The sequence below is a fragment of the Paludisphaera borealis genome, from assembly GCF_001956985.1.
Lineage (GTDB): Bacteria > Planctomycetota > Planctomycetia > Isosphaerales > Isosphaeraceae > Paludisphaera > Paludisphaera borealis.
Map to the genome: position 1 here is coordinate 4,632,071 of NZ_CP019082.1, position 16,970 is coordinate 4,649,040.

10 protein-coding genes are annotated in these 16,970 nt (G+C 66.7%); 9 read left to right on the forward strand and 1 reads right to left on the reverse strand.

The features are described from left to right. Positions 1-131 precede the first annotated feature (131 nt). Positions 132-1,442 carry a tetratricopeptide repeat protein gene (locus BSF38_RS17945; RefSeq protein WP_076347883.1) on the reverse strand — a complete coding sequence of 437 codons (1,311 nt, stop codon included), beginning with the start codon at positions 1,440-1,442 and terminating at the stop codon, positions 132-134. 197 nt (positions 1,443-1,639) lie between these two features. Between BSF38_RS17945 and BSF38_RS17950 the strand changes: the two genes are divergently transcribed. The 9 genes from BSF38_RS17950 (at position 1,640) to BSF38_RS17990 (ending at position 16,858) form a co-directional block, all read left to right on the forward strand. Further along, entirely contained in the window at positions 1,640-4,624 is a 2,985-nt protein-coding gene (locus tag BSF38_RS17950; RefSeq protein WP_083713053.1) for a DUF1553 domain-containing protein, read from the forward strand. A gap of 319 nt (positions 4,625-4,943) precedes the next feature. After that, positions 4,944-5,210 (forward strand): hypothetical protein, encoded by a 267-nt coding sequence (locus tag BSF38_RS17955; protein ID WP_145952204.1) that lies wholly within the window; start codon positions 4,944-4,946, stop codon positions 5,208-5,210. Positions 5,211-5,472: 262 nt separating this feature from the next. Beyond that, positions 5,473-6,561 carry a DUF1559 domain-containing protein gene (locus tag BSF38_RS17960; protein WP_257787826.1) on the forward strand — a complete coding sequence of 363 codons (1,089 nt, stop codon included), beginning with the start codon at positions 5,473-5,475 and terminating at the stop codon, positions 6,559-6,561. Positions 6,562-6,846: 285 nt separating this feature from the next. Next, positions 6,847-8,316 (forward strand): DUF1501 domain-containing protein, encoded by a 1,470-nt coding sequence (locus BSF38_RS17965; protein WP_237170510.1) that lies wholly within the window; start codon positions 6,847-6,849, stop codon positions 8,314-8,316. Between the two features lie 46 nt (positions 8,317-8,362). Continuing rightward, positions 8,363-8,923, forward strand: a complete 561-nt coding sequence (locus BSF38_RS17970) for a hypothetical protein (protein WP_076347887.1) — start codon at positions 8,363-8,365, stop codon at positions 8,921-8,923. Positions 8,924-9,103: 180 nt separating this feature from the next. Continuing rightward, on the forward strand, positions 9,104-9,973 hold the full coding sequence (locus BSF38_RS17975) for a class I SAM-dependent methyltransferase (protein WP_076347889.1): 870 nt from the start codon (positions 9,104-9,106) through the stop codon (positions 9,971-9,973). Between the two features lie 147 nt (positions 9,974-10,120). Next, positions 10,121-12,937, forward strand: coding sequence for a DUF1553 domain-containing protein (locus BSF38_RS17980; RefSeq protein ID WP_076351077.1), 2,817 nt, complete (start codon positions 10,121-10,123; stop codon positions 12,935-12,937). A gap of 44 nt (positions 12,938-12,981) precedes the next feature. Next, positions 12,982-14,958: a S9 family peptidase gene (locus tag BSF38_RS17985; RefSeq protein ID WP_076351079.1), complete on the forward strand. Its 1,977-nt coding sequence runs from the start codon at positions 12,982-12,984 to the stop codon at positions 14,956-14,958. Positions 14,959-15,301: 343 nt separating this feature from the next. Next, on the forward strand, positions 15,302-16,858 hold the full coding sequence (locus tag BSF38_RS17990; RefSeq protein WP_076347891.1) for a hypothetical protein: 1,557 nt from the start codon (positions 15,302-15,304) through the stop codon (positions 16,856-16,858). Positions 16,859-16,970: the final 112 nt, after the last annotated feature.

Consider the following 16,970-nt stretch of genomic DNA (forward strand, 5'->3'; position numbering starts at 1 on the left):
CCGTCGCGCCGCATACAAGCCCGAAGCGCCAGCGAGTGAATCTCCGGCCAGTGAGCTGAATCAGCAAACGCAAAACCATGCACTCGCTGGCGCTTCGGGCTTGTATCGGGAGCCATCAACCCACCGCGCTGTCACGGCGCCGGATCGCGCAAGGGTTGGCGCTTGCGGTAGAGTTCGAGGCGGGTCTGGGCCTTGGTCCGGCCTTCGGCGGTGTTTGCGAGGGGGAGGGCCTTGGACTGCCAGGCGACGGCCTCGTCGAACCGTTCGTTCTCGGCGAAGGCCGCGGCGAGCGCCTGGAGGGCGTGGAGGCTGTCGCCGTGCACGAGTTCGCATGCGAGGTCGGCGAGTTCGATCGCGCGGGGGCCGTCGCGGAGGGCGTCGTCGGGGCAGGCGGCGAGCAGCCGCGCGCGGTGGATCGCGGCGACGGCGTTCCGGGAATCGATCTCCAGCGCCTTGTCGAGATCGGCGTCGGCCTCGGCGAAGCGCCCCTGGGCGACCCGGACGGCGCCTCGGGCGGCGAGGGCGTCGGCGTACCCGGGGGTAAGCTCGATCGCCTTCGAGTAGTCGGCGGCGGCCTTGTCGTTGTCGCCCGCCTGGGCCCGGGCCCGGCCGCGACCGTAACAAGCGCAGGCGTCCTTGGGATCGAGCGCCAGGGCCTTGTCGTAGTCGGCGACCGCCTTGTCGTATTCGGAAAGCTCGAACCAGGTCGTGCCGCGCGCGCGATAAGCCTGGGCGAACTGGGGGTCGATGCCGACGGCCTCGGTGAAGTCGTCGACGGCCTCGGGGTACCGCGCGAGGGCGAAGTAGGCCGAGCCCCGCGCCTGGAAGGCGTCGGCGAGCCGGGGGTTGAGCCGTACGGCGTGGTTGAAGTCGGCGACGGCCTTGTCGTAGTCCTTCTTCTCGCGCCAGGCGTCGCCGCGGCTGAGGTACGGCAGGGCCCGCGAGGGGTCGAGCCGGATCGCCTCGTCGTAGTCGGCGATCGCCGCGTCGAGGTCGCCCTTGGCGGCCTTCGCCTGCGCCCGGGCGAACCGCGCGAGCGCGTCGTTGGGATCGACGCCGACCGCCTTGTCGTAGTCGGCGATCGCCTTGTCGAAGTCGCCGCGCGCGGCCCAGACCCGGCCTCGGCCGAAGTAGGCCAGCGCCAGGCGGTCGTCGAGCTTGATCGCGGCGTTGTAATCTTCGATCGCCCGGTCGAGGTCGTGGGTCTCGGCGTACGAGGTCGCGCGGTCGTAGTAGGCGAGCGCGTCCTTGGGATCGAGCCGGATCGCCTCGGCGAACGCGGCGATCGCCTGGGTGTAGTCGCGTTTCTGATGCAAGGCGACCCCGCGCGCCCTGGCGTCCGTTCCTGAACGGGAAGGGGCGTCCTGGGGGGCGGCTCCGAGCAGCATCGCGGCCGTCGTCACGACCGCCGGTCGCAGCAGCAGACGAGGAAGGCTGTGCATGGAAGGAATTCCCTTTCCGGTTCCAGGAGGATGACGGGCAACCTCATCGCATCGATTTGATCTTAACGAGTCGCGACCGCCAGCCCAAGCCGAACCCGCCGGGCGCGCCGCTCGCCTTCGAGGCGGGTTCGAGCTATGCTGGACGGTCTGCATTAAGCCAAACAGGCGCTTCGGCTTCGAGGCACGGGAGCGATCGCATGGGCCGACTGGTCTTCCTCTTGCCGCTGTGGCTCCTGCCGTTCGCGACCCGCGCCGACGAACCGCCGCCGGCGCTCGCCCGCCGCATCGACTTCAACGGCGAGGTCCGGCCGATCCTGACCGCCCACTGCCTGGCCTGTCACGGCCCCGACAAGCAAAAGGGGAGCCTGCGACTCGACCGCAAGGCCGACGCCTTCAAGGGGGGCGACGAGGGCGCGGCGATCGTCGCGGGCAAGGGCGCCGAGAGCCTGATCGTGCGCCTGACCTCCGGCGCGGACGAAGACCGCGTCATGCCTCCCAAGGGCGGACGGCTGACCGCCGAGCAGATCGCGATTTTGCGAACCTGGATCGATCAGGGGGCCGAATGGCCCGGCGGCGACGCCGACGACGACCCGCGCCACTGGTGGTCGCTCCGTCCGCTCGTCCGGCCCGACGTCCCCGCGACGACGGCTTTCGTCGACCGCCCTCCGGCCCGGAACCCGATCGATGCTTTCGTGCGCGCCAAGCTCCGCGACCGCGGCCTGAAGCCCTCGCCCGAGGCCGACCGGCGGACTCTCGCCCGCCGGCTCTGGTTTGACTTGATCGGTTTGCCGCCGTCGCCCGAAGAAATCGACGCATTCGTCGCCGACGATGATCCGGTCGCGTACGAGAAGTTGGTCGATCGGCTGCTCGCCAGCCCGCGATACGGCGAGCGTTGGGCGCGGCACTGGCTCGATGTGGTGCATTACGGCGACACGCACGGTTACGACAAGGACCAGCCCCGGCCCAACGCCTGGCGGTATCGCGATTACGTGATCCGGGCGTTCAACGCCGACAAGCCGTACGGCCGGTTCGTCGCCGAGCAGGTCGCGGGCGATGTGCTGTTTCCCGACACGGTCGACGGCGCGACGGCCCTGGGCTTCCTCGCGGCGGGGCCCTGGGATTTCATCGGCCACGTCGAGCTGCCCGAGACCAAGATCGACGGCAAGGTGGCCCGCCACCTCGACCGCGACGACATGATCGCCAACACGATCAACACATTCGTCGGCCTGACCGTCCAGTGCGCCCAGTGCCACAACCACAAGTTCGACCCGATCGCCCAGGAAGATTACTACCGCCTGCAAGCCGTCTTCGCAGCCATCGACCGCGCCGATCGGCCGTTCTACGACGACCCCGCCGTTTCCCACAAGGCCCGCGAGCTGCTCGCCCGACGCGATCAGGCCGAGGCCGAGCGTCATCGGCTGCGCGAGGCCGTCGACAAGGCCGCGGGCCCCGCGCTTGCCGAACTCGACCGCCGGATCGCCGAGGCCGGCAAGCCCGCCGTTGAGCGTCCCGAGTACGGCTACCACAGCGCCCTCGCGAACGAGGCCGACTCGCTCCGCTGGATTCAGGTCGATCTCGGCCGGACGGCGGCCGTCGAACGCGTCGCGCTCTGGGGCTGTCGCGACGATTTCAACGGCATCGGCGCGGGGTTCGGCTTCCCCGTTCGCTACAAGGTCGAGATCTCCGATGACCCCACCTTCCAACTGCACGCGACGACCGTCGCCGATCGCACCGAGGCCGACGCGCCCAACCCTGGCACGGCCTCGCAGACGTTCGCCGCTCGGGGCGCACGCGGGCGGTACGTCCGCGTCACCGCGACGAAGCTGGCCGAGCGGCTGAACGACTACAATTTCGCGCTCGCCGAGCTGGAAGTCTTCGACGGAACCGGCGCGAATCTCGCCGCCGGCGCGAAGGTTTCGGCTCTTGATTCGATCGAGGCGCCGCCGCGATGGCGCGCGGCCAACCTCGTCGACGGCTATGCACCCGGACGCGAGCGGGCCGGCGATCTGGCGACGCTCAACGCCGAGCGCGACGACCTGCTCGCGAAGGCCGTCGACCCGGCCGTTCGTCGGGCGCTCGCCGACGCCGAGGACGCCCTGCGGCGCGTCGAGGCCGACCGCGCCAAGCTGCCGAAGCCGGCCGTCGTCTACGCCGGCACGGTCTACAACGGCGGCTCCGCGTCGTTTCGCGGCACCGGGCCCGACGGCGGCAAGCCGAGGCCGATCCACCTCCTCAATCGCGGCGACGTGCGGACCCCGGGCAAGGAGGTCGGCCCGGCGGCCCTGAACGTCTTCACCGAGCTTCCCGGCGCGTTCGACTTGCCCTCCGACCACCGCGAGAGCGACCGCCGTGCGGCACTCGCCCGGTGGTTGATCGACGACCACAACCCGCTCGCCTGGCGGACGATCGTCAATCGGGTCTGGCAGTACCACTTCGGCCGGGGGATCGTCGCCACGCCCAGCGATTTCGGCCGGATGGGTCAGGCTCCGACGCATCCCGAGCTGCTCGACTGGCTGGCCGTGGAGTTCCGCGACGGCGGCCAGTCGATCAAGGCGCTGCACCGGCTGATCGTCACGTCGGCCGCCTACCGCCAGGTCTCGACCGGCGACTCCGCCGCCGAGGCCGTCGACGTCGACAACGCGTACCTCTGGCGGATGTCCCGGCGCAAACTCGAAGCCGAGGCCGTCCGCGACTCGGTCCTGTCCGTCGCCGGCCGGCTCGATCCGACTATGTACGGCCCGGCCTTCCAGGACTTCGTCGTCGAGCATCCCGAGCACTCGCCGCACTACGAGTACGACCTCCAGAACCCCGACGACCCCAAGATCGACCGCCGATCGATCTACCGGTTCCTGGCTCGGTCGAAGCCCCAGCCGTTCATGACGGTCCTCGACTGCGCCGATCCGTCGATGCAGGTCGAGAAGCGGAACGAGACGGTCTCGCCGCTGCAAGCGCTGGCCCTGTACAACAACGGGCTGATGCTGACGATGGCCAGGCATCTGGCCGAGCGCGTCGAGCCGGCGGGCGGGCCGGCCGAGCAGGTCGACCGGGCCTTCGCGCTGGCCGTCGGCCGGTCGCCGACGCCCGACGAGCGGTCGGCCCTCGAAGCCTATGCCCGCGAGCACGGCCTGCCCGCCGCCTGTCGGGTGATCTTCAATTTGAATGAATTTATGTTCGTCGACTGACGAGGGGCGGCGACGAGCCCGCGTCGCGATTCCATCGGGCGCGGGCCGACGGGCTGGCGGTTCTATGCGCGACGACGCAAGAATATCAATACTTGAGCGGAATGCGTCGGGGCTCGCCGCGAGTTTCATCTCGTCTTAACCGATCGCGCCCCATTTCTATCACATTCGACTCCTATGATGCCCACCGAGGCGCCGAGGGCGTTGGTCGCTTCCTTGCGACCGCATGCGAATCACCGTCGATTCGCGAGTCGTCTTTTGGGTCGATCATCGATGATCGACAGACCCTCGCCGCATGAGTCCCAGGAGGTACGCCGATTCGATGATTGCCGCCGATCGCACCGTTTCGCCCCGCGCCGTCCTATTCCCCCTGCTTTTCGTCCTCACGATCCCCACGCCGTTTCTCGCGGTGGGTTGCGGGCCCTCCGCCGAGTCCACGCCGGGGGCGGTCGACGCCTCCGCCTCCGCGCCCAAGATCGAGTACACCAAGCAGGAACGCGCGAAGATGCACGAGATGGACTACAAGGAAATGTTGGCCTACAAGAAGAAAATCCGTGAAGAGCGCGGTCAACTTCCCAAGGGCGAATGAGCCGCCAGGCTGATCCTCCGCGTTCGATCCCGGCCGCTTCCTTCCCGCCGGTCCCTGCGCGGGTCGCCGGGAATCGAAGGCGGCCGGACGCGCCCCTCCCGCCGCCCGAAACTTTCCAATTTTGTGAGACGAGCGCCGCCGCTCGTCTCTCGTCCTCGCCCGGATCTCGGTCGCGATTCGACGTTCCGTCGCAAGTCGGACGATTCGCGGCTGTTTCGCTTTTCGGGCGTCTAGGCCACGAACTCTGTTTCGGAGACTCGACGTGATTTCGCAGGCTCGACGCATTCGACGTGACATCCGCGCGTTCACATTGATCGAATTGTTGGTGGTGATCGCGATCATCGCGGTCTTGATCGCGCTTCTGCTGCCGGCCGTGCAGTCCGCTCGTGAAGCCGCCCGGCGGATCCAGTGCACGAACAACCTCAAGCAGCTTGCCTTGGCCACGCACAATTACATGGACGCCAACGGCACCTTCCCGATGGGCGACCACCGCGGCCGCGACTACGACGGCAGCACCATTCGGCAGAACTTCGGCCCGTTCGTGGGGATCTCCCAGTTCATGGAGGCTGGCAACGCGTACAACTCGTTCAATTCGAGCCTCATGATCATGCTTTCGCCGAACGCCACGGTGAACGGCATCGGGCTCGCGACGCTCTGGTGCCCGAGCGACGGCAAGATCGTCGGCTACCGCTCCAATGATCAGACCGGCTGGGACGACACGGTCATCCCCGTCTGCTACAGCAGCTATGCGGGCAACCTCGGCCCGTTGATCTACTACGCGAAGAACGCCGGCGATCCCAACCGCATGGCGCAGATGCAAGGGATTTTCTCCTACATCGGCGGCGTCGCCGGCGACGGTCGGCCGAGCGTGCCGCCGGTCAGCATTTCCGGCGTCACCGACGGCACGAGCAACACGATCCTTTACATGGAGCATTCGTTCACGAAGGCCTCCGAGACGACCCCCGACAACAACCCCAACGGCCCCAACTGGTGGACGTCCGGCGACTACGGCGATACGACGATCGCCACCCTCTTCCCGCCGAACTACTTCAAGAACTACAACGAGTCCGAGCCGACCTCCAAGGGAGGTCTCTGGCCGGGGACCTACATGTTCCCCCGGCCCAACGACCGAAACTTCACCCCCGTCGCCACCAGCCTCCACCCCGGCGGCATCAACGCCGCGTTCTGCGACGGCTCGGTCCGCTTCATCAAAGACACCGTGAACTCCTGGAACCCCCGGGCGATCACGTACTCGAATCCGAACTACAGCCTCAACGGTCAGAATTATGGCGTCTTCCAGGCGCTCTCGACCCGCAACGGCGGCGAAGTCATCAGCGCTGACCAGTATTGACGTTCGGCCCCCTTCTTCAGTCGACTCTTGCGAGGATGGAGGACTCTTGAAGCTCCTCCATCCTCGTTTTTCGTCTTGCTCCCATCCCGCCGGCGTCGCGCCGTAAGAGTCTCAACGCCAGATCCCTCGCGCCGCCGCGACGTCCCGCGGCGGAATTCAGACGCTGCGCTGCTGCGTCACCGAGGGAGATCTCTTAGTATCGGAGAAGAGTTCAACGGCCAGCATTTCGCGCGGGCGATCATGCGTCTTGAATGAGTTCATGTTCGCCGGATGAGGGTTTCCATCATGAACCGTCGCGATTTCCTCTGGGGGAGCGGGGGAGGACTGGGGGGGATCGCCCTGGCGACCCTGCTCGGCGCCGACGGCCTGCTGGCGGCCGAGGGCGGAACCGCCGCTCGGGTTCGGCCCGACGGCGGCCTGCATCATGCGCCCAAGGCGAAGCGGGTGGTCCAGCTGTTCATGGCCGGCGGCGCCAGTCACATCGATCTGTTCGACTATAAGCCCGAGTTGATCAAGCAGCACGGCAAGCCGTCGAGCTTCGGCGAGCACGTCGAGGCGTTCCAGAACGGCCTCGGCCCGTGGCTCCGGCCGGTCTGGGACTTCAAAGCCTACGGCGCGTCCGGCAAGATGCTCAGCGACGTCGCCGCGCCGCTGGGCGCGGTCGTCGACGACATCGCGTTCATCCACGACATGGTCGGCAAGACGGGGGTCCACAGCCAGGGGACGCTGTTGCAGACGACCGGCTTCAACCGCCCCGGGTTCCCGTCGATGGGAAGCTGGGTGTCGTACGGGCTGGGACGGATGAGCGACGACCTGCCGGCGTTCGTCGTGCTCCCCGACCATCGCGGCCTGGCCTCGAACGGCACCAAGAACTGGGACTCGGCGTTTTTGCCGTCGCAGCATCAGGGGACCGTGATCTACCCCGGGTCGAAGACGCCGATCGCCGACCTGTTCCCCGACGAACGCGTGGCCTTCGCCAGCCGCGCGGGGGACGACGCGGGCGTGGCATTGCTCAACCGGCTCAATCGCGGCCACGCCGCCGGACGGCCGGGCGACGACCGGCTTGAAGGCCGCATCCAGAGCTACGAGCTGGCCGCCAAGATGCAGCTCGCCGCGCCCGAGGCGCTCGACTTCTCGCGCGAGCCTCGCGAGGTGTTGAAGCTTTACGGCCTCGACCACGGCAAGACGACGTTCGACAAGAAGATCAACGACCTCGAAGAGACCGACGTGTTCGCCCGCAAGTGCCTGGCCGCCCGCCGGTTGCTCGAGCGCGGGGTGCGGTTCGTCCAGATCTGGAGCGGCAACGACAACGGCTTCCCCCGCCGCAACTGGGACTCGCACGAGAACGTCGAGCAAGACCACGGCCCGCTCGCGCTGGGCATGGCGCGGGGGGCGTCGGCGTTGATCCAGGACCTCAAGCGCACTGGGCTGCTCGACGACACGATCGTCCTCTGGACCACCGAGTTCGGCCGGATGCCGTCGAGCCAGGGGGGCAAGGGGCGCGACCACAACCCGTACTGCTTCACGAGCTGGATGGCCGGCGGCGGGGTCAAGGGGGGCGTCTGCCACGGCCCGAGCGACGATTTCGGCTACAAACCCGCCGACCGCGCGAATCCGACCGAAGTCTACGACCTCCACGCCACGATCCTCCATTTGCTGGGCGTCGACCACACGCGGCTGACCGTCCGCAACAACGGTATCGACCGCCGCCTCACCGACGTCCACGGCCGGGTGATCCGCGATCTGCTGGCATGAAATAAGAGCAATACGACGCCCTTACCCTTCCATCAGGAACCGTCCCATGTCGATCGCGAACGATCCCGAAGCGGTTCAAAAGGTGACCCGGACCTCGCAGATCATCGTCGGTGCGATGACCATGGGCGTGATCGTGTTCCTGGCGCTCGTCTTCTTCATCGGAGAGATCGCGAAGCCGCCGGGGGGGAACCAGGAGCTTTTGGGCGTCCCCATCATGACGCTCATGGCGACGGTCATGGGCGCCGTCTGTCTGGCCGCGTCGTTCTTCGTGCCGAAGCTGGTGGTCGACGGCGGTCTTCGTGGGCTCGCCAAGTCGGGCGCGTCGCCGACGACCAAGCCGGGATCGAAACAGGTCGATCCCGCTGTCGAGGCCGCGCAACTCATGCCGCTGTTTCAGACTCAACTCATCATCGGGTCCGCTCTGGCCGAAGGCCCCGCTTTCTTCGCAAGCCTGGCCTTCATGATGGAACACCATTATCTGGCCCTGGGCGTGGCGGGGGTCATGTTGGCCGCCCTGATCGCCCGGTTCCCCACCACCGACAGCGTCAACGGCTGGCTTGACGAGAATCTAGGTCGTCTCGAACAAAAACGCCGTGACGAGATCTAAAGCGTCATAATGAATCGTGGTCGCGTTGGAAAAGTGCATCAACGGCGAGAATGCGTTGCTTTCGCTTGATGGGATGCCGTATCGTTCGATTGCGAGCACGCGAGCTGATGGTTTTGAGAAGACGACGCGACTCATGTTGAGCCGCCGGCCGATCCTCGCCGCCCCGACCGGAGACGATGCGTGGTCATCAAGCGAACCGGCGCCTCTCTGACGCAGATGTTCAAGGAATTCGTCCGTCATCCTCGCACCACTCTGGCGAGCCAGAACCGCGTGCCCGCGTTCCTCAGGGGCATCTTCTTCGCGCACGAGCGGTCGACGGCCGGCGATGGGGACGCCAACGAAAAGCCCGCGCCCGGCGAGGAGGTCTATCCGTCGAACCCGTTGATGGATTACTTCAACGCGCACGAGAAGGGGCCTGGCGTCTTCAAGTGGCTCCACTACTTCGAGATGTACCACCGTCACCTGGCCAAGTTCGTCGGCAAGGACGTTCACGTCATGGAGATCGGGGTTTACAGCGGCGGCAGCCTGGGGATGTGGCGGTCGTACTTCGGTGCCGGAGCGCGGATCACTGGGGTGGACATCGAGCCGGTTTGCAAGGCGTATGAAAACGAGCACACCAAGATCGTCATCGGCGACCAGGGCGACCCGTCGTTCTGGAGGCGCATCCTGGCCGACTCGCCCCCTATCGACGTCCTGATCGACGACGGCGGCCATACGCCTGAGCAGCAGATGGTGACGCTTGAGCAGGTTCTGCCCCGAATGAAACCCGGCGGGGTCTTCATTTGCGAAGACGTCCACCATCTCTACAACGACTTCTCGTCGTTCGTCTCCGGCCTCGACGACGCCCTCAACGCCTTTCGGAACACCCCCGTCCCGCCGAAGAAGGGCGATATCCGCTCGGTGGCGACGCCGTTCCAATCGTGGATCCACTCGATCCACCATTACCCTTACGCCGTCGTCATCGAGAAACACGAGAAACCGATCACGAGCTTCGACGCCGTCCGCCATGGGACCGAATGGCAGCCGTTCATGGGAGGGCGAGATTCGTGATCCCCCCAGTCGATAAAGACGGTCGATGATCGTTTCCGGCGTCGCGCTGCTGCATTTCCGAGCCCGACTCTCTAGGATTAGAGAATTGTTCAACGTCTCGGACGTCGCTTGATCGCGGATCGTCGTCGGCTGTCGGAGGTTTTCGTCATGCGAACATGGATCGTTCTGGCGATCGTGGGGCTGTTCGGTTCGTCGTCGGCCGAGGCGGGCGAAGCGCCGGCGTCTGGCGAGAGCCTGTTCACTGGGCAGGTCGAGGCGATCCTCGCGAACTCGTGTGTCCGTTGCCACGGCGGCGACCACAAGAAGGGCGAACTCGACCTGAGCCGTCGCGCCCCGGCCCTGAAGGGGGGCGAGAACGGGCCGGCGATCGTGCCGGGGAACCTCGACGAGAGCCTGCTGATCGAGAAAGTGGCGGCGGGCGAGATGCCCCCCAAGAGCCCGCTCAAGCCCGAGCAGGTCGAAGCCCTGCGCGCCTGGGTGAAGGCCGGTGCGCCGTACCCGCGCGAGCCGGTCTCGCCGCCCCGGGCGGGGGCCGACTGGTGGTCGCTGCGGCCGATCAAGGACGCCTCGCCCCCGGCGCTCGACGCCGAGGCGACGCGCTGGGTCCGCACGCCGGTCGACGCCTTCATCCTGGCGAAGCTCCGCGAGAACAAGCTGACGCCGGCGCCCGAGGCCGATCGTTCGGCCCTCATCCGTCGCCTGTCGTTCGACCTGATCGGCCTGCCGCCTTCGCCCGAGGAGGTCGCGCGGTTCGTCGCCGACGCCGATCCGCTGGCTTATGAGACGCTGGTCGACCGGCTGCTCGCCAGTCCGCAATACGGCGAGCGGTGGGGGCGGCACTGGCTGGACGTCGTCCGGTTCGGCGAGAGCGAGGGCTACGAGACCAACATGCCTCGGTTCAACGCCTGGCCCTACCGCGATTACGTGATCCGGGCGTTCAACCGCGACACGCCGTTCCCGCAGTTCGTCGTCGAGCAACTCGCGGCCGACGTGGCGTCGGGCGGCGCGAGCAAGGACTGGCTGTCGCAGGCGGCCACGGGGTTCCTGGTCGGCGGCACGCACGACATCGTGGGCAACGCGACGATCGAAGGCATGCGTCAACAGCGCGTCGACGATCTCGACGACGTGGTCACGGCGACCGGCACGGCGTTCCTCGGCCTGACGATCAACTGCGCCCGCTGCCACGACCACAAGTTCGACCCGATCTTGCAGAAGGACTATTACGGCTTTCAGGCGGTTTTCGCCGGTGTCAACCACGCGTCGCGGGCCGTCGAGGCGGCCGATGCCGAGGCGCGCCGCGAGAAGGCGACGTCCGTTGCGGCCGAGCTGGCGCGGGTCGATCAGGGGCTCGATGAGTTCGAGCCCGTCGCCCGGCTCGACGCTGACTCCCCCGCCCGGCCGATGGTCAACCCGCGCCGCAACGTCGAGCGGTTCGCCCCGATCAAGGCCCGGATGGTCCGGATGACGATCCTGGCGACCGCCGACCCGATCGAGCCCTGCATCGACGAGTTCGAGGTCTACACCGCCGAGTCTTCGCCCCGGAACGTGGCTCTGGCCTCGGCTGGCGGTAAGGCGACGGCCTCGTCGGAATACCCCGGCTCGGCGATCCACAAGATCGAGCACCTGAACGACGGCAAGCTTGGCAACGGCCGGAGCTGGATCTCGCACGCTCCGGGCAAGGGGGTCGTGACGATCGCCTGGCCCGAGCCTGCGTTGATCGACCGCGTGGTCTGGGGCCGCGATCGCGAGGAAGCCTACCGCGACCGCCTGGCGAGCCAGTACGTGATCGAGGCCGCCGACGAGCCCGGCGCGTGGCGGGTGGTCGCCTCGTCGCTCGATCGCGCGGCGTACAAGGCCGACGCTCCGCCCGCCGCCGCGGCCGATTCGGGCCTCACGTCCGAGGCGGCGGCCCGCCGCGCCGAACTGCAAAAGCGGCGGGCCGAGTTGAAGGCCAAGCTCGACCAGCTTGGGCCGACCGTCTCGATGTACGTTGGGACGTTCACGCAGCCGGCGACGACCCACCTGCTGCGCCGCGGCGACCCGATGCAGCCGGGGGCGCAGGTTTCGCCGTCGGCGGTCGCCGCCGTGGAGCCCGCGCTCAACCTCTCTCCCGACGCCCCCGAGGGCGAACGACGGCTGGCCCTGGCCCGCTGGATCGGCGACCCGGCGAATCCCCTGCCGGCGCGGGTGATGGTCAACCGGGTCTGGCATTACCACTTCGGCCGGGGAATCGTCGCCACGCCCAGCGACTTCGGGTTCAACGGCGCCGCGCCCTCGCATCCCGAGCTGCTCGACTGGCTGGCCGCCCGGTACATCGCCGGAGGCTGGCGGCTCAAGCCGCTGCACCGGCTGATCGTGCTCTCGGCCGCCTACCGCCAGTCGAGCCGGGGCGACGCCGGCGCGCAGGCCGTCGATCGCGAGAACCGGCTGGTGTGGCGGATGTCGCCGCGACGGCTCGAAGCCGAGGCCGTCCGCGATTCGATCCTCGCCGTCGCCGGCAAGCTCGACCCGGAGATGGGGGGCCCCGGCTACAACATCTGGGAGAAGAACACCAACTACGTGGCGATCTACAAGCCGCGCGGCGAGCTGGGCCCCGACGCCTTCCGGCGGATGATCTACCAGTTCAAGCCGAGGAGCCAGCAAGATCCCACGTTCGGCTCGTTCGACTGCCCCGACGCGGCCCTGGTCGCCCCTCGCCGCAACATCTCGACCACCGCCCTGCAGGCGCTCGACCTGCTCAACAGCGGCTTCATCATCCAGCAGTCTGGGCTGTTCGCCCAGCGGCTCGCCGACGAGGTCGGCGCCGACCCCGAACGCCAGGTCGACCGCGGCTTCGCGCTCGCCCTGGGACGGCCGCCTGCCCCCGCCGAGCGCGCGGCCGCCGCGGCCCTGATCCGCGCCCGGGGGACGCCCAGCTTCTGCCGGGCCCTGTATAACGCGAACGAATTCGTTTACGCTCCTTGAACGATCGACCCATTACGTCGCATTCGTTCCGGGAGCCTTCGTCCATGCGTCGCACGCTCTTTTGCCTGAGCCTGGCCGTCCTCCAGTTCGTTTCGGACCCCGCTTCGGGGCAGACGACCGCCGTCCCCGACAGCATTCGAGCCGAGGGCGCGCCGGCGATCCCCGCATCGCTCTCCGCCGCGCTCAATCGGTATCAGAACATCCGCTCGGCGAGTTTCCAGGGGTGGGACGACACCAAGCCCCGGGCCGTTTACGTCGCCACCCGGTTCGCCGACACGCCGCAGATCCACCACGTCGCCCGCCCTGGCGCGACGCGGCGGCAGCTCACCTTCTCGGCCGAGCGCGTGCTGGAGGCGAAGCCCCGGCCCAAGCACGACCAGTTCCTGTTCATGGCCGACGAGGGGGGGGCCGAGAACTACCAGCTCTTCCTCCAGGATCGGACCGGCGGCGAGCCGCGACGGCTGACCGACGGCAAGAGCCGGAACACGTCGCCGAGCTGGTCGCCGTCGGGCGAGCTGCTGGCCTGGAGCAGCAACGCCCGCAACGGCCGCGACATGGACCTTCACCTCGCCGCGCCGGCCGACCCGAACTTCCACCGGATTTTCAAGGAGGTCGCCGGCCAGTGGAACGTGGCCGATTGGTCGCCAGACGGTCGCGGCCTGGTCGCCGAGGAATACCTCTCGATCGCCGAATCGTATCTGCATGTCATCGACGTGGCGACCAGCCAGGTCCGGACGATCACGCCCCGGAGGACCGATCCCAAGGAGCCCCCGGTCGCCGCCGGCGACGCCCGGTGGTCCAAGGACGGCCGGTCGATCTACTACACGTCCGACAAGGGGAGCGAGTTCCGTCGGTTGGCCCGGTACGACCTGTCGACCGCCGCCGAGACCTGGCTGACGGCCGACGTCCCCTGGGACGTCGAGGGTTACGACCTCTCCGACGACGGCACGCTGGTCGCCGTCGTCTTCAACGAGGACGGCCTGAGCGGCCTCCGCGTCTACCTCGCCGCCACCGGCCAGCAGCGGGACGTCCACAAGCCGCCGGCGGGTCAGATCTCGGGCGTCGAGTTCCGCGCCGATTCGCATGAGATCGGCTTCACGCTCAGCTCGGCGCAGGCCTCGTCGGACGTCTTCTCGATGGACCTCGACAAGTCGGACCCCTTGATGAACGTCAGCCCGCTCGAACGCTGGACCGAGAGCGAGACCGGCGGCCTCGACGTCTCGGCGTTCGTCGAGCCCGAGCTGATCCGCTACCCGACGTTCGACGGCAAGAAGATCCCGGCGTTCGTCTATCGCCCCGCCGGCCGGTCCGACGCCCCCCGCCCGGTCTTGATCCAGATCCACGGCGGCCCCGAGGCGCAGTACCGGCCGGGCTTCCTGGGACGGCTCAACTACCTGGTCAACGAGCTGGGCATCGTGGTGATCATGCCCAACGTCCGAGGGTCGGCCGGCTATGGCAAGAGCTACCTGAAGCTCGACGACGGGGTGCTGCGCGAGGACGCCGTCAAGGATATCGGCGCGCTGCTCGACTGGATCGCCGCCCAGCCCTACCTCGACAAGAACCGCGTGGCGGTCTCCGGCGGCTCGTACGGCGGCTTCATGTCGCTGGCCGTCCAGACGACTTACAACGACCGGATCAAGGCGGGGATCGACGTGGTTGGGATCTCGAACTTCGTCACGTTCCTCAAGAACACCCAGGACTACCGCCGCGACCTCCGCCGCGCCGAGTACGGCGACGAGCGCGACCCGAAGATCCGCGAATTCCTCGAACACATCTCGCCGCTGGCGCACGTCGCCAAGATCCGGACGCCGATCCTGGTCGTCCAGGGCCGCAACGACCCTCGCGTTCCGCTCTCCGAATCCGAGCAAGTCGTCGCGGCGGTCAAGAAGAACGAGGTCCCCGTCTGGTACGTCGTCGGCCGGAACGAAGGCCACGGCTTCGCCAAGAAGGTCAACCAGGACTACCTCCAGGCCGTCGAGGTCCTGTTCCTCCGCAAGTTCCTCCTCGGCGAAGGAGGCTGAGGCGGGGTTCTCCTCTCCCCTCGGAATACAAACCATCGTGATGTCATGGGAACACCCGACCACATGACAATGGGGCTCCGGGTCGTCCCGCGGTCGGCCTCCCAATGCGACCTTGCGAATCGAGGCTTCTTCTGTTAGCCTGCGCCCGACGAATCCGTGCATCGCCTACTGATGGCAATCTTGTTAATGGTCTCAAGGATTCGCCTTCCGCCTACCGCCTTGTGTTGACTCGGTGATCCTGTCGCCGCATCCGGTCTCCGTTGCTTCGAGCCGGAATATCAGCACCACCGAGTCGTTGCTGGCTCACTCGCCTCGTTACACGTCTTGCCCGGTGGAAAACGGCATGGATGCGCAAAAGAAGTTTGATCCGACGCGGCTTGCGGTGATCAGCTTGGTCGCCGTTGTCGCCGCGATGGTCCTATCAATCGCTGTTTTGGTCGTCCGATTGCTGTCGCTTTTTGAACCGGCCGCTTGCCTTCTCTCGACGACTGGAGGCGAGCCGATATCGATTTACAATATTTCAAAAATACATCGCGGCTTGATGCTTTATGGGAATCCATTAATTGGCCCGCACTATACGAGCACTCTTTATAACGCTGGGTTTTATTATGTGTACGCGGCGATAAGTTGGGTTTTCAGCGCGAATTTTTGCGACGCCGCAATCGCGATGCGCCTGATTACGCTGGGGTTTGCGGTTATCGGGTTTTGCAGCACCGTCAGGTATGGTTTTTCCAGCTTCGCCAGATGCTCTCCCGACGCCGTCGCCGACGCGCGTTTCGTGAAATTGGCCATGGTGGCGGCGGCCGCCTGCGTCTGGTTTGGTACGCTGCCCGGATGGTGGATCCTGAGCGTCCGGCCGGACGTCGGCGCGGTTGCGCTTTGCGCCTCGGCGGTGTCGCTGATGCTCTTGCGCGGATCGGGTCGCGAGCTGCGGCCGGTCCTCCTGGCGGGCGTGTGTTTCGCCGCGGCCTGGTCGTTCAAGCAGTCCGCCGTCTTCCTTTTTCTTGCGATCGAGCTTTCTCTGGTTCTCAGGAAGCGCTACCTTCAGGCTTTCGTTTTGCCGATCCCGGTCGCCCTTACCGTGATCGCGTTCGTGATCGGTTTAGGGCCTTGGTATCGCTACAACGCCTTCGTCGCGACCTCGTTTTCCCCCTTCCATATTCAAAATCTGTCGAGTTTCCTTGTTCGAATCCCTCTCAAGGGAGCCTTTCCTCTCGCCGCCGCCGTCATGGCGCTGCCGATGCTGTCGAGAATCCCCTGGTTGCGAACCGACGAGGCGACCACCCTCAGAACATGCTGGTGGGTGACGTTGGTTGGCAGCTTGATTACGTGCTGCCGCGGCGGCAGTGAGGTCAACTACTACTTTGAGTTTTGGACCGTCGTCGGGTTCTTGGCGGTGATTCAGGCGAGTTTCATCGCCAGGGGGGCCTTCATCCCTCGTCCTCGCTTCGTCCTGTTCGGGGTCGCGTTTGTCGGCCTCGCCGCGTTGTTCTCGTCGCTGGTCGATGCCGGAAGACTCATCCAGCCCGATCGGTTCGGCGTGGTCCGCCTGGAAATCGGCCCCGAAAAAACGGCCGAATTGGAGCGAGCGCGTGATCGGATCAGGCGCGAGAGTCGACCGACGTTCTGTCAACCGGGGCTCTGGGGCCTGGCGTGGGGGTTGCCGTTTCCGGCGTACGTCTACGACGATTATCCGTACTTCCAGGAACCGGCGACTCAACGAGGCGTGTTGAGCGACGGCGGCCTGGCGGGGGTGTTCGAAAGACGTCACTTCGGCCTGGTAGTTTTAGAGTTGAACAGCGACGTGTTTCTGAATCAGGCGCTTGCTTCCGGGTACGTTCGTGAGCCCGGGTGGTCGCACATCGTGGTATTGACGTCTCCAGCGACAGGAACGGATTAGCATTCCCCTTGCGCGATCTCGCGAGCATCTCTCGTCATGAGCGTTCGCAATGTCGAACAAACTGTTAAGATGACGGCGGGTGGTGCGTAGGATGTGGGGGTGAGGTTGCGCG

What these genes read in the sequence shown, in the direction of transcription:
- BSF38_RS17965 (WP_237170510.1), top strand. Translation starts at nt 6,847, where the DNA reads ATGAACCGTCGCGATTTCCTCTGGGGGAGCGGGGGAGGACTGGGGGGG.
- BSF38_RS17985 (WP_076351079.1), top strand. Translation starts at nt 12,982, where the DNA reads ATGCGTCGCACGCTCTTTTGCCTGAGCCTGGCCGTCCTCCAGTTCGTT.
- BSF38_RS17945 (WP_076347883.1), bottom strand. Translation starts at nt 1,442, where the DNA reads ATGCACAGCCTTCCTCGTCTGCTGCTGCGACCGGCGGTCGTGACGACG.
- BSF38_RS17970 (WP_076347887.1), top strand. Translation starts at nt 8,363, where the DNA reads ATGTCGATCGCGAACGATCCCGAAGCGGTTCAAAAGGTGACCCGGACC.
- BSF38_RS17990 (WP_076347891.1), top strand. Translation starts at nt 15,302, where the DNA reads ATGGATGCGCAAAAGAAGTTTGATCCGACGCGGCTTGCGGTGATCAGC.
- BSF38_RS17955 (WP_145952204.1), top strand. Translation starts at nt 4,944, where the DNA reads ATGATTGCCGCCGATCGCACCGTTTCGCCCCGCGCCGTCCTATTCCCC.
- BSF38_RS17980 (WP_076351077.1), top strand. Translation starts at nt 10,121, where the DNA reads ATGCGAACATGGATCGTTCTGGCGATCGTGGGGCTGTTCGGTTCGTCG.
- BSF38_RS17950 (WP_083713053.1), top strand. Translation starts at nt 1,640, where the DNA reads ATGGGCCGACTGGTCTTCCTCTTGCCGCTGTGGCTCCTGCCGTTCGCG.